This window comes from Fulvimarina manganoxydans (assembly GCF_900176465.1).
Classification (GTDB): Bacteria; Pseudomonadota; Alphaproteobacteria; order Rhizobiales; family Rhizobiaceae; genus Fulvimarina; species Fulvimarina manganoxydans.
On record NZ_FWXR01000001.1, the window covers coordinates 541,723 to 554,853 of the forward strand.

Genomic DNA, 13,131 nt, shown 5'->3' on the forward strand with positions numbered 1-13,131 from the left:
GAGACTGAAGGCCCGGCTCGCGTCTTAGCGAGGCCGGGTTTTTCTCGTTGGCATTGAGAGTTCGGATAGGGGGCCTGGCCTCACCGCCCGAGTGAATGGAATTCCGCATTGGGGCGCATCGCCGTCGCATTCGCCATCCGGTTCGACAGAGCAAAAAAACTCGCGATCGCCGCCATGTCCCAGGCGTCTTCCAAACCCCAGCCATGGCTCTCGAGAGTCCGGTAATCCTCGTCACCGATCGCGTAAGCCTCGAAAGCGACCTTCATGGCGAAGTCCAGCATGGCCCGCTGCTTCTCGGTGATATCGGCTTTGCGATAATTGATTGCGACTTGATCGGCGATCAGCGGATCCTTGGCGCGAATGCGCAGGATCGCGCCATGGGCGATGACGCAATATTGGCACTGATTGGCGTTGCTCGTGGCGACCACGATCATTTCGCGCTCGGCCTTGGTGAGGCCGCCCGGCTTGTCCATCAGCGCGTCGTGATAGGCCATGAAGGCGCGGAACTCGTCCGGCCGATGGGCGAGGACGAGAAAGACATTTGGCACGAAGCCGCTTTTCTCCTGAACGCTCCGAATGCGTTCGCGGATATCCTCCGGCAGATCATCGATCTTCGGCACGTCGAATCGGCTGATCGGTTTGGCCGCATCGTCGCTCATCGGTCTTCCTCCCATAAAACCATCGCCTCGTTTCGGACGAGGACGGGCCGGAAGGCAAGAGCCATTGACGCGGACGCGCAGGAGTCTCGGTCGTGGCGCAGCACCGAGACGCGTTCGCGGCGACCGAGTTCTTCGTCCTCGGCAACCGATCGTGTCAGCGATCGAAGGCGGTCTTCAGAAGATTGATTTGCTCGCCGACCGGATTGGCCTGCTCGCGCTCGGTCCTCACCATGTCGTTGCCGTAGAGCTCGCGGTCCAGCAGCGCGATGCGCCTTTCGAGAAGCTTGGCCCTTTCGGCAAGATCACGAAAGGCTTCCGGCAAAGCGCCGTAATTCTCGGTCTCGCGTGAGGCGACGTGGGAATCGAGGCGTACCTTGCGCTTCTCCGCCTCGACCTGAGAGCGCGACATGTCGCCCTCGTTTACGGCCCGTTGGAGCAGCAGCCACGAGGCGACCTGCATCAGACGTGTCGTCAGGCGCATCGATTCGGCCGCATAGAGGGTGGCGATGGATTTCGGCAATTCGCGTGCGCTCTGCCGACCTTCTCCATCGAGATAGGTCGCCGTTTCATCGACAAGGGCCATGCCCTCGTTGAAAAGCGGCTGAAAAGCGCGCGAAAACGCTTTGTGCTCGGCAAGTCGCACCGGCGAGACGCTCTCGTCCGTATCGGTCGTCCTGTTATTCATGGACGCGGAGTCGCTCCAGCTCGGTCAAAGATATTGGAATCGATGCGAAATCTCGCACCCATCCGCTCAAAATGTCCGGTCCCGTCTGCCTTTGCAAGCGCGGCCGGAGTGACATGGTTAAGCTGGAGCAAGGCGCTTCGTTCCACATCGTTTGAAATGCCAACGACATCGGTGCCGCCGCTCTCCCATTGATGGCAAAAAAAAGAGCCGTCGAAACGGCTCTCAGGAGTCTCAACAGGGAGGCGTCAAACGGTGCGCGAGGCGCTCCGCCTATCCGGAAAATCCGAACTGGCTTCATTACACCTCATGAAGCTTAACTGAAGGTTACCGCCGCATGAAAGTTGCAACGCTTCCTCCACCTTGAGGGTGGCAATCGCTTTGTCACCAATGGACTGGCCGAGGCTTGCGGGCGCGACAGATAGTCGGGCAGCGCGGCGCAAATGCCCGCATAAATGACGATATGGAGGGACGCGGCATGACGGGGTCGAGCGAGATGCGGATCGTCGAAATCAAAGGATCGGGCGGTCCGGAGGTTCTGACGATCGCGAAGCGGCCACGGCCGGAGCCGGGACCTGGCGAAATCCGCATCAAGGTCGCCGCAGCGGGCGTCAATCGCCCGGATGTTTTCCAGAGGCAGGGCGCCTATCCGCCGCCACCCGGCGCGCCAGAGTGGCCGGGCCTGGAAGTTGCCGGCATCGTCGAAGCGGCAGGACCCGATGCGAACCGCTTTTCACCCGGCGATCGCGTTATGGCTCTCGTGCCTGGAGGCGGTTATGCCGAGGCCGTCTGCGTTCATGAGACCAACGCGCTCCACGTTCCGGCCAATCTCAGCTTCGTCGAAGCCGCCGCGATCCCGGAAACCTTCTTCACGGTCTGGAGCAATGTTTTCATGCGCGCAGGTCTGAGGAGCGGCGAGAGCTTTCTGGTCCATGGCGGGACGAGCGGCATCGGGACGACAGCGATCCAGCTCGCGCATCATTTCGGTGCGCGGGTCTTCGCGACGGCAGGCTCCGCCAACAAATGTCGAGCGGCGGAAAAGCTCGGCGCAGATGCCTGCATCAATTACCGCGACACCGATTTCGTCGAACCGCTGATGGAAGCGACCGGCAATCAGGGCGTCAACGTCATTCTCGACATGGTCGGCGGCGACTATGCGGCACGAAACGTCAAGCTGGCCGCTGTCGAAGGGCGCATAATCCAGATCGCAACCCTCAAGGGCGCGAAAGCCGAAATCAATCTCAGCCAGATCATGATGAAGCGTCTCGTCTATACGGGGTCGACGCTACGGGCGCGGCCGGTCGCCTTCAAGGCATCGATTGCCGAACAGCTGGACAAGCTTGTGGTCCCGCTTCTCGCCGACGGCAAAGTGCGCCCGATCATCGAGAAGACCTATTTGCTCGAAGAGGCTGCGAGCGCGCATCGGCATATGGACGAGGACCATATCGGCAAGATCGTCCTCACCACCTCGATGGCCGACTGAACCGGTGGCGGCGCGGCGTTCGCACGCTCCTATCATGGACGGCATTATGGCCTCTCTGGGCCTGCGATAAGACAGAGCCACGCTTCGCAACGGTTTCTCAGCGGAACGGATCGCCGCTTCGCTGTGTTGGGCCCACACGGCTGAACGCTGCGAAGGTGGCCTCGCAGCGCCCCAAATGCGGAACGCAGTCATCGAGAACCGTCGGAGGCTCCGGGCCCCGCGATAGAACCGGAGCCTTTTGTCGAATGCCTGATTTTTCCAGTCTGGGTCTGACTTTCAATATTGCGATCTTCCTCGCGGCGGCCGCCGCAATCGCTTTTGCAGGCGTCAAACTGTCGGTCATCGCGGACGAACTCGCCGACAGGACCGGAATGGGCGAGATCGTCGCAGGCGCTCTGTTCGTCGGCGCGTCCACTTCGCTCCCCGGAGCAATCACCTCGGTTTCGACCGCCTATCAGGGCTTTCCGGAGCTCGCGATCGGCAACGCTCTGGGCGGCCTCACGGCCCAGACGCTGTTCATAGCCGTCGCTGACGTCTTTTACCGCCGCGCCAATCTGGAACATGCTGCGGCAACGCCGGTCGGGCTCGTTCAGGGCATCCTTCTCAATGCCCTTCTTTGCCTCGCTTTGATCGGGTCCGTCACCACAGGCCTGACCGTCTTTGGGATGCATCCGGTCTCCGTCATTTTGCCGATCGCCTACATCTTCGGCCTTCTGATGCTCCGCACGATCCGCAAGGAGGAGATGTGGAAGGCGGTTGAGACGGACGAGACGAGGGAGGAGGAATCGGATCCGAGCGACAGCACGGACGAGCGGAGCGATAAGACGCTCTGGCTTCTTTTCCTCCTTTATGCGGCTATCACCGCTATCGCGGGCTATGCGATCGGCGAGAGCTCGATTGCCATCGTCGACGAGACGGGCGTCTCCCAGACCCTGTTCGGCACGACCTTCACGGCGATCGCCAACTCCTTGCCCGAGCTCGTCACAGCCGTCGCAGCCGTGCGCATCGGCGCGGTCAGCCTCGCCGTCGGCGACATTATCGGCGGCAATGCCTTCGAGGTCTTGTTCCTGTCGCTGGCCGACTTCGTGACGCCTCAGTCGATTTACGAGTCGGTCAAGCCGGACGATCAGGCGACGGCGCTCTTTGCCATGCTCATGGTGACGGTCGTGCTGCTCGGCATGATGAAGCGGGAAAAGCGCGGCTTCCTCAATATCGGCTTCGAATCGACGCTCGTCTTCGTTCTTTATGCCCTCTCCGTGGCGGTCATCGCGTTCTGAGGCCGGGCCGGCGCGCGCCGCGTTTCGCCTGTCCTATTGCGAGACGGTTGTTGCGACGGGCGGCACGAAGGCCTATAAGATGGGCGAATTCCCGGACACTTGTGGTTACATCCACGCCCCGCCCCTCCGGAGCGGGACATGAGAAGGATTGTATTCGTGGCCCAGCAACTTTTGATGCCGAAAGCGACGGCCGTCTGGCTCGTCGACAACACCTCGCTTTCCTTCGACCAGATTGCCGAATTCTGCTCGATGCACCCGCTGGAGATCAAGGCGATCGCCGATGGAGAGGCGGCACAAGGGATCAAGGGGCTCGATCCGTTGATGAACGGCCAGCTTTCGCGTGAGGAGATCGAACGGGCGGAAAAGAACCCGGCGCATAAGCTGAAGATCGCGCCGCCCAAGGTTCGCGTGCCGGAATCCAAGCGCAAGGGCCCGCGCTATACGCCAGTCTCCAAGCGCCAGGATCGGCCGAACGCCATTCTCTGGCTGGTGCGCAACCATCCCGAACTGGAAAACGCCGCGATCTCGCGTCTGGTCGGCACGACCAAGAACACGATCGAAGCGATCCGCGAGCGCACGCACTGGAACTCGGCCAATCTTGTGCCGATGGACCCGGTGACCCTCGGTCTCTGCACTCAGATCGATCTCGATCTCGAAGTCGAGAAGGCAACGCGCGGCCTGCCGCCCAAGCCCGAGGATCTGGCCGAGGAAGAGCGCCTGCTCTCGGCCTCCCAGACCCAGGAGTGGCTCTCTTCTGGTCCGAGCTTCGACCAGAAGCCCAAGGACGAGGACGAAGAACTCGACGCAGCCGCCGTCTTTGCCAAGCTCTCCTCCATGAAGAGCTCCACCGACGAGGACGAAGAGGGGCACTAGAGCGCCGGGCGAAAAAGGTGGATGCCGGTTTTTCGACAACCCGGCGCGTTATCAAAGAGTTATAGAGCGTCGGGCGATCTTGATTTATCGCACGACGCTCAAAGGCGCTGAACTCCTGGCGAACGAGATGAGGCCACCGGACGTGGATAGACCCTGAAGGTCCATCCCTACGTCTGGCGGTCTCATGCGTTCAAGCGTCGGACGCGGCGCGATTGCGTCGATCGATTATTCGGCGAGCTCGGCGATGATTGGCACGTGATCGGAGGGCTTCTCCCAACCGCGCACATGCTTGTCGATACCGACCGAGCGAAGCGCGATGCGCGCCTCTGGCGACAGGAGAAGATGGTCGATGCGAATGCCGTTGTTCTTCTGCCAGGCGCCGGCCTGATAATCCCAGAACGTATAGACCGCCTCGCTCTCATCGACTTCGCGCAAAGCGTCGACGAGGCCGAGATGGATGAGACGGCGCAAGGCGCCGCGGCTCTCGGGCTGGAAGAGCGCGTCGTTCACCCAGACGTCAGGTTTGGCAGCATCCGTCGGCTCGGGAATGACATTGTAGTCGCCGGCGAGGATCAATCGCTCCTCGCGTTCGAGGAGGCCGGCCGCATGTTTCTCCAGCCGCGCCATCCAGGCAAGCTTGTAGTCGAACTTCTCCGTGCCGAGCGGGTTGCCGTTCGGCAGATAGATCGAGGCGACCCGCAGCGGACCGGCCTCGGTCTGCCACAAGGCCTCGATATAGCGCGACTGCTCGTCGCTCTCGTCGCCGGGAAGACCGCGCAGGACGCTGCCCTCTTCGGGCGCCTTCAAGGACAGAAGCGCGACGCCGTTGAAGCCCTTCTGGCCGTGGGTCTCCACATGATAGCCGAGATCCTCGATCGCCTTTCGGGGAAAGCCCTCGTCGACGCTCTTGATCTCCTGGAGACAGGCAATGTCCGGCCGCCGTTCGGTCAGCCAGGCGGTGAGGGCGTCAAGGCGAGCCTTGACGCCGTTGATGTTCCAGGAGGCGATCAGCACGGAGGCGAAGAATCCATCAGATCGAGAAGCTGGTGCCGCAGCCGCAGGAGGCGACGGCGTTCGGATTGCGGATCTGGAAGGACTGGCCCATCAGATCGTCGACGAAATCGATGACCGAGCCTTCCAGATAGACGAGGGAGGTCGGATCGATCACCACCTTCGCCCCGTCGCGTTGGAGAACGAAGTCGTCCGCCTCGGTTTCGTCGCTGAGGTCGTATTTGTAGGAAAAGCCGGAACAACCGCCGCCTTCCACCGAGACGCGAAGATGCTTTGCATCCGGCGTCTTCGACAGGATCGCGGCGATACGACGGACAGCGCTGTCCGAGAGGGTCACAGGTGTTTCGAGAGTTTCGCTCATAAGCCGATCGATGCGCCGGTTCAAAGTCGGCGCCTCGCTCCTTGTTTGAGGGTCCCTCCACAGTTATGGATCGCGGCGGTTGGGGTCAATCGGCGGTGCAGCGCGATCATGGCAGCCATGAGGGGCGCGATGGACAGGATCGGAATGGGACGCGAAGCGCTGGCGCCTTATGCGGTCGATCACAGAAAGACCCGAGGCCGCTTCTACGCCGAGGCCGAGAGCCCCACACGAACCGCCTATCAGCGCGACCGCGACCGGATCGTCCACACGACGGCATTTCGGCGCCTCAAGCACAAGACCCAGGTCTTCGTCGCGACCGAAGCCGATCACTACCGCACGCGCCTGACCCATACGATCGAGGTCTCGCAGATTGCACGGGCCTTTGCGCGCGCGCTGCGGCTCGACGAGGATCTGACCGAGGCGATCGCCCTCGTTCACGATTTCGGGCATCCGCCCTTCGGCCATGCGGGCGAGCGCGCTCTCGACCGCGCCATGGCCGATTATGGCGGCTTCGACCACAATGCCCAATCCTTGCGGATCGTCACGGCACTGGAGCGCCGCTACGCCGAATTCGACGGGCTCAATCTTGCCTGGGAAACCCTGGAAGGCCTGGTGAAGCACAATGGACCGTTGACCGGTCCCCATGCGACAGAGCCGGATCTGCCGAAACCGATCGCCGATTTCGATGCCCTGTTCGCGCTCGACCTCGGCAGCTTCGCCAGCCTGGAAGCCCAGGCCGCAGCGATCTCCGACGACATAGCCTACAACACCCACGATCTCGATGACGGGCTGCGGGCCGGGCTCATCCGGCTCGATGATTTGCGGGAATTGTCGCTTGCCGGTTCGATCCTGACCGAGATCGAATCGCGCTATCCGGCGATCGAGGCCTCGCGTCTCGCCAATGAGATCATGCGCCGGCACATAACGCGGATGGTCGAGAACGTGATCGAGACCGCGCTGGCCAATATGGCCGAGGTCGGTATTGCCAGCGCCGACGACGTGCGCGGGGCAGGGCGCACCCTGATCGACTTTTCGCCCGCCATGCGCGAAGCCGTCGACGAGACGCGGCGTTTTCTCTTCTCGCGCGTCTACCGGGCCCCGAGCGTCATGGAGAAGATGCAGATGGCGGAGGACGTCGTCTCGCGGCTCTTCGAGCGCCTTCTCACTCATCCGCAGGATCTTCCGGCCGAGTGGGGCGCGCAGATGGATCGGCTCGGCCCTGATAAGCGGGCCCGCCGGGTGGCCGACTATCTGTCGGGCATGACCGACACCTATGCCTTGCGAGAATATGGCCGGCTGTTTGACGATTTGCCGGCTTTGGGCTAGCCGCCAAGCGACAGTTTCGCCAGGGAATGGCGCGTTCGCTTTTGTCCGCTCGGGGCTCTCATGCCTTGCTCGGCCGCGCTCCGTCTCCCGCAGAGCTTCTTTGGATTTGCCATGAACATCTTCGCCGAATTCGAAACGCGCGTTCGCCAAGCCGTCGAGGGGCTGCTTGCGAAAGATGGGCGAGAGGTGCCGGATCTGTCCCGCGTCACGGTCGAGCCGCCGCGCGATACGGCCCATGGTGATCTGGCCACCAATGCCGCGATGGTGCTCGCAAAGCCGCTCGGCCTGAAGCCGCGCGACTTTGCCGAGGCGATCGCGCAAGCGCTTCAGTCCGATGGCGATGTGGCGTCGGCGGAGGTCGCGGGCCCTGGCTTCATCAATCTGCGCCTTGAGACCCGCTTTTGGACCGCGCACCTGGCCTCGCTCCTCGAAGCGGGCGAAGCTTATGGGGGGGGCGAGGCGACCGGCAAGAAGATCAATGTCGAATATGTTTCGGCCAATCCGACCGGGCCCATGCATGTGGGCCATTGCCGGGGCGCGGTCGTGGGCGATGCGCTCGCCAAGCTTCTCGCCTTTGCGGGCGACGAGGTGACGACCGAATATTACATCAACGATGCCGGCGAGCAGATCGGTGTTCTGGCGCGGTCCGCCTTCCTGCGCTACCGCGAGGCGCTCGGCGAGACGATCGACGCGATTCCGGCAGGCCTTTATCCCGGCGACTATTTGAAGCCCCTCGGCGAAGCGCTGAAGACCGAATTCGGCGACGCGCTTTTGCATATGCCGGAAGCGGAATGGGAGCCCGTCGTTCGCGACCGGGCGATCGACGCCATGATGGCGATGATCCGGGACGATCTGAAGCGCCTCGGCATCGAGCAGGACGTCTTCTTCTCCGAGCGCACGCTCCATGCCGACAATGGCGGAAAGATCGCCAAGGCAATCGCCGATCTTCAGGAGCGGGGTTTCGTCTATCAGGGCACGCTGCCGCCGCCCAAGGGCAAGCTTCCCGAGGATTGGGAGGATCGCGAGCAGACGCTTCTGCGCTCGACGGATGTCGGCGACGATCAGGATCGGCCGCTGATCAAATCCAACGGGCTCTACACCTATTTCGCCGCCGACGTTGCCTATTTCCAAGACAAATATGCCCGCGGCTACGACGAGATGATCTATGTGCTCGGCGCCGACCATTCGGGCTATGTGAAGCGGCTCGAAGCGGTCGCGCGGGCGGTCTCGGGCGGCTCGGCCAAGGCGACGGTCATTCTCTGCCAATTGGTCAAGCTCTTCCGGGACGGCGAGCCGGTGAAGATGTCGAAGCGCTCGGGCGACTTCGTCACTTTGGCCGACGTCGTTGAGGAAGTCGGGCGCGATCCTGTTCGCTTCATGATGCTTTATCGCAAGAGTGACGCGCCGCTCGACTTCGATTTTCAGAAAGTCACGGAGCAGTCCAAGGACAATCCGGTCTTCTATGTCCAATATGCCCATGCCCGCGCCCATTCGGTCTTTCGCCAGGCAAGGGAGGCGGGAATCGCCTTTACTCCGGGCGAATCGGGGCGCGATGTGGACCTCTCCGTCCTGACGGACGAGGGCGAGATCGGGCTGATCCGCAAGCTCGCGGAATTTCCGCGCCTCGTCCAAGCTGCCGCTTCGGCACGCGAGCCGCACCGGCTGACCTTCTTCCTGTTCGACGTCGCCTCGGCGTTCCACGCTCAATATAATCGCGGTAAGGACCTGACGGACTTACGCTTTGTTAACCCTGACGCTCCAGAAATAACGAAGGCTCGGCTGTCTTTGGTCGATGCCGTCGCCATCGTGATCCGCTCCGGGCTCGCCGTCATCGGCGCCAGTTCTCCGGAGGAAATGCGATAGACGATCACGCTTTGGTCAATTTCATCTTCTAGCGCAAAGAAGAGGCGCGAGGGGTATTAGCGAAGAGGGATCGATGGGGGACACATCGGGGACCGATCGCCACATGGCTGGCGGAAACGATGCGTTTGACGACGATCCGTTCGCGGAGCTCGCGCGGCTGATCGACGAGCCATGGAATGCGCCTCAGGCGCAGCGGCCGGCGAAGTCGGATCGTTCGGTTGCCGCTGCGCCAGATCTGGCGACTGTGTCGGCCGAAGAAATAAGCGCGTCACGGGGCAGCCAATCGCAAGAGCCCTCCCTGGGCCAGGCGCCACAGCCTATTTTGAGCGAGACCTTCAAGCCTGGTCTAGAAGCGATCAGCGGCGCGAGGCGTGAAGCCTCGACGACCGACGTCGCTCAGCACTCGAACTGGTCGACGCCGTCTGTCCGTCCCGCCGCGCCGATCGAGCCATCGCAGCCTTCGAGCCAGTCTCGTTCCAACCATTTTATCGCGCCGCATGTGCCTATGCCGGCACAAGACAATGCGGTCGCCTCGACCAAAATTCAGTCCGAATCAGCAGGCGACGGATTCGACTTCGATTTCGCTTCCGATCTCGACAGCGTTCTTGCAAGCGAACTTGGGGCCGAACTCGCCAGTCTCGACGAAGCGGATCTTGTTGGCCCAAAGGTCGAAGCGCCCATCGCTTCGCCCGCGCCGGCATCGAAATCGCAGCCCAAACCGTCGAAACCCATCCAGCGCGGCAATCCCCAGCCGGCCGCCTTCAGCGCCGCCGCGCTTGAATCGGCAGGGACTGGCTCCAGCCGACCGCGCTCCGCTCCGACGGCGCCCAAGCCTGCCGCCCCTTCGTTCGAGGGGTTTGATTCGGCTGGTCCGGCCATGCGCCAGCCGGAGCAGAAGCCGGTTGGCCCGAAAGCCGCGGAGCCGAACCTTCCTGGCCCCCAGACCGCCACGGCTGCGGCATCGCCCGGCATCACCGCGAGCGCGACCGCCGAGGGTGGGAAGACGTCCGGCAAGCGGAAGAGCGAGACCACCTTCGAGCAGGAATTTGCCGAGGCTCTCGCCGGCCTCTCCGCCCCGGCCGATCCGCGCGCGGGGCATGTCAACAAGACGCATGCCTTTGCACCGGCCCGAGAGGAAGAGGTCGTCGAGGCACATCGCGGCGTCTCCTATGACGATTTCGATGCGCTTCTGGCGAGCGAGATGGCCGCGTTGAAGGCCGCCCAGCCGGTCCGAAAGGCGCCCGCCGCGCCGCAGAAGGCCGCAGCTGTAGCCGAGCTTCAGTCGGCGGAGGCGGACGACTCGGCGCCTCGTGCCGATCGCGTCCTTGGCGATTTCGCCGATGCGGCGGATAAGCAGCGTCCGGCCCCGGCCAACCGCAATATCTCGATCCGCCGTATCGCGGCTTCGGTCGCCATCGTTGCGCTGGCTTCCGGTGCGGGTTGGATGATGTTTTCGGGGTCGGGCGAGACCGTTGGTGATGGTGGTCCGCTGATCGTTAAGGCCGACACCGATCCGGTCAAGATCGTGCCGCCCAATCCCGGCGGTCGCAAGGTCGCAAATCAGGACAGTCCCACCTATCGAGCAGTCGCCTCGCGTTCCGAACAGCCCAAGGCACCGGAACAGGAGACGCTTGTCTCTTCAGCCGAAGAGCCGGTCGCGCTGCCCGAGCGGCAGGAGACCGATTACGAGAACCTGCCCGGCGTCGAGATGGCCGGTCTCGACAGCGCGCTTGATAGTGGTGAGAGCGTCGAAGTGGCGAGCGCCGAGCCCATATCCGAGCCGGTGTTGATGCCTCGCCGCGTGAAGAGCGTGAAGGTTCTGCCTGACGGAACGATTGTTACCGATGGACAGGCAGCCGCGGAGCCCGCGCTGATCGAGGCTGCGGCCCGGCCGATCGACGCGAATGGCGCTGCCGGCGATCTCGAAGCCGCCGCATCGGCGCTTGCCGGCGAACCTTCGGCGGAGGCGAGTGAATCCGACACGGAGATGGCCGGCGAAGCGCTTGGCCAGCCGGCGCCGAATGTGCCCGTGCCGTCGGCGAAGCCGCCCGTGCCGAGCCGCCGTGTTGCCGAGCCCGCCCGCCAGCCGGCAAGCTCCTGGCCCGACGAAATGCGAACCGCGAGCGTCGAGCCGGCGACCCCGGTTCAGAGCCCGGCTGCAGCCCCCGTCCAGACGAGTGCCGCATCGAGCCCGAGCGGCTGGTATGTCCAGATTTCCTCGCAACCCAGCGAAGAAGCCGCAAAGACCTCGGCCCGCAATATGAGCAGCCGCTATGCGAGCGTTCTCGGCGGTCGCAATCTGGTCATCCAGACAGCGCAGATCGAGGGGAAGGGCACCTATCACCGGGTGCGCCTGCCCGCCGGATCGAAGGACGAGGCCAACGCCCTGTGTTCGAGCCTGAAATCCGCCGGCGGCAGCTGCTTCGTCTCGCGCTAGCCGGCGTTGGCTTTGCCGGCGCCGCAGGCCTGGCTGGCCTCTTTGGCTCGTCGGACAGATCACGATCGACGAGCTCTCCCGTTTCTCGCCGCGATGAGAAAAGCGGCTTTCCGGAGCATTCGATGAGCGACGCCAAGTCTTGGATCGCCGCGCCTTTGGGCTATGCGCCCTCGCGCGACGAGCGGGCCTTTTTCGAGGGCGAGCGTCCGTGGGGCTTCATCCTCTTCGGTCGCAATCTCGCCAGCCCATCTCAGCTCGCGGAACTGGTCGAGGAGTTGAAGGAGATCGGTGGACGCGAAACGACACCGATCTTTATCGATCAAGAAGGCGGACGCATCCGGCGTCTGAAGCCGCCATTCGCGCCGCAAAGGCCAGCGCCTGGTGTCATCGGTCCGCTTTATCGCGAGGATCCCGAGCGCGCGATTCGCGCAGCTTTCCTCCATGGCCGGCTGCTCGCCGCCGATCTCGCCGCCTACGGCATCAACGCCAATTGCGTTCCTTGCCTCGACGTGCCGGTGGCGGGCGCCCACGACATCATCGGCGATCGGGCTCTTCATTCCGATCCGGAGGTGGTGGCCGTTCTCGGCCGCGCCATGGCCGAAGGAACCATGGCCGGCGCCGCCTTGCCGGTGATGAAGCATATGCCGGGCCACGGGCGAGGCCGCGCGGACAGCCATCATGAGCTTCCCGTCGTCTTCACCGAACATGGCGAACTCGCCGAAACGGATTTTCTGCCTTTCGCGCGCCTTGCCGATCTGCCTTGCGCGATGACCGCGCATATTCTCTACCATGCGATCGATCCAGAGCGTTGCGCGACCCTCTCCCCGCGCGTCGTTTCGGAGACTATCCGCGCGGAGATCGGTTTCGATGGTCTTTTGATGACCGACGACATCTCGATGAAAGCGCTCACCGGCAGCTTCCGGGACCTGTCGGCGCAGGCTCTCGCGGCCGGCTGTGATCTCGTGCTTCACTGCAATGGCGACATGGCGGAGATGCGCGAGGTGGCCAAGGCAACCCGCCACTTGACTGGGGACGCGGAACGGCGCGCCGCTCGTGCTGAAACGGTCATCTCAGGCGCAAGCGACAAGGTGGACGTCGAAGCGCTCTCCGAGGAATACGAATCGCTTCTTGCCATCGCGGCCTGAGGCCCTGACGACTT

At 63.1% G+C, this 13,131-nt stretch carries 11 protein-coding genes; 7 read left to right on the plus strand and 4 right to left on the minus strand.

The features are described 5' to 3' along the window. Nucleotides 1-80 precede the first annotated feature (80 nt). Together B9A15_RS02445 and rcdA are read right to left on the minus strand one after the other, a co-directional pair. The gene (locus B9A15_RS02445) at nucleotides 81-659 is read right to left on the minus strand and encodes a peroxidase-related enzyme (RefSeq protein WP_084408353.1); all 579 of its coding nucleotides are present in this window, start codon (nucleotides 657-659) and stop codon (nucleotides 81-83) included. 154 nt (nucleotides 660-813) lie between these two features. Next, a complete protein-coding gene (gene rcdA / locus B9A15_RS02450) occupies nucleotides 814-1,344 on the minus strand; it encodes a protease adaptor protein RcdA (RefSeq protein ID WP_084408354.1) in 531 nt (176 codons plus the stop codon). Between the two features lie 475 nt (nucleotides 1,345-1,819). Between rcdA and B9A15_RS02455 the strand changes: the two genes are divergently transcribed. The 3 genes from B9A15_RS02455 to B9A15_RS02465 all read left to right on the plus strand — a co-directional run bounded on the left by B9A15_RS02455 (nucleotide 1,820) and on the right by B9A15_RS02465 (nucleotide 4,974). After that, entirely contained in the window at nucleotides 1,820-2,824 is a 1,005-nt protein-coding gene (locus B9A15_RS02455) for an NAD(P)H-quinone oxidoreductase (protein WP_084408467.1), read from the plus strand. A 245-nt stretch (nucleotides 2,825-3,069) separates the two neighbouring features. Next, nucleotides 3,070-4,101: a sodium:calcium antiporter gene (locus B9A15_RS02460; RefSeq protein WP_084408355.1), complete on the plus strand. Its 1,032-nt coding sequence runs from the start codon at nucleotides 3,070-3,072 to the stop codon at nucleotides 4,099-4,101. A 156-nt stretch (nucleotides 4,102-4,257) separates the two neighbouring features. Beyond that, on the plus strand, nucleotides 4,258-4,974 hold the full coding sequence (locus B9A15_RS02465) for a DUF1013 domain-containing protein (RefSeq protein ID WP_084408356.1): 717 nt from the start codon (nucleotides 4,258-4,260) through the stop codon (nucleotides 4,972-4,974). A 225-nt stretch (nucleotides 4,975-5,199) separates the two neighbouring features. Here B9A15_RS02465 and xth read toward each other — a convergent pair whose 3' ends face one another. Both xth and erpA read right to left on the minus strand, forming a co-directional pair. Continuing rightward, nucleotides 5,200-5,988, minus strand: coding sequence for an exodeoxyribonuclease III (gene xth, locus B9A15_RS02470; RefSeq protein WP_084408357.1), 789 nt, complete (start codon nucleotides 5,986-5,988; stop codon nucleotides 5,200-5,202). 16 nt (nucleotides 5,989-6,004) lie between these two features. Next, nucleotides 6,005-6,346 (minus strand): iron-sulfur cluster insertion protein ErpA, encoded by a 342-nt coding sequence (erpA, locus tag B9A15_RS02475; RefSeq protein WP_084408468.1) that lies wholly within the window; start codon nucleotides 6,344-6,346, stop codon nucleotides 6,005-6,007. Between the two features lie 117 nt (nucleotides 6,347-6,463). Between erpA and B9A15_RS02480 the strand changes: the two genes are divergently transcribed. The 4 genes from B9A15_RS02480 (at nucleotide 6,464) to nagZ (ending at nucleotide 13,117) form a co-directional block, all read left to right on the plus strand. Next, nucleotides 6,464-7,672 carry a deoxyguanosinetriphosphate triphosphohydrolase gene (locus B9A15_RS02480; protein WP_084408358.1) on the plus strand — a complete coding sequence of 403 codons (1,209 nt, stop codon included), beginning with the start codon at nucleotides 6,464-6,466 and terminating at the stop codon, nucleotides 7,670-7,672. A 111-nt stretch (nucleotides 7,673-7,783) separates the two neighbouring features. After that, the gene (gene argS / locus B9A15_RS02485) at nucleotides 7,784-9,535 is read left to right on the plus strand and encodes an arginine--tRNA ligase (protein WP_084408470.1); all 1,752 of its coding nucleotides are present in this window, start codon (nucleotides 7,784-7,786) and stop codon (nucleotides 9,533-9,535) included. Between the two features lie 505 nt (nucleotides 9,536-10,040). Continuing rightward, on the plus strand, nucleotides 10,041-11,972 hold the full coding sequence (locus tag B9A15_RS02490) for an SPOR domain-containing protein (protein WP_170923134.1): 1,932 nt from the start codon (nucleotides 10,041-10,043) through the stop codon (nucleotides 11,970-11,972). Nucleotides 11,973-12,094: 122 nt separating this feature from the next. Continuing rightward, complete coding sequence (gene nagZ / locus B9A15_RS02495) at nucleotides 12,095-13,117, plus strand: beta-N-acetylhexosaminidase (protein WP_084408360.1); 1,023 nt, start codon at nucleotides 12,095-12,097, stop codon at nucleotides 13,115-13,117. Nucleotides 13,118-13,131 lie beyond the last annotated feature (14 nt).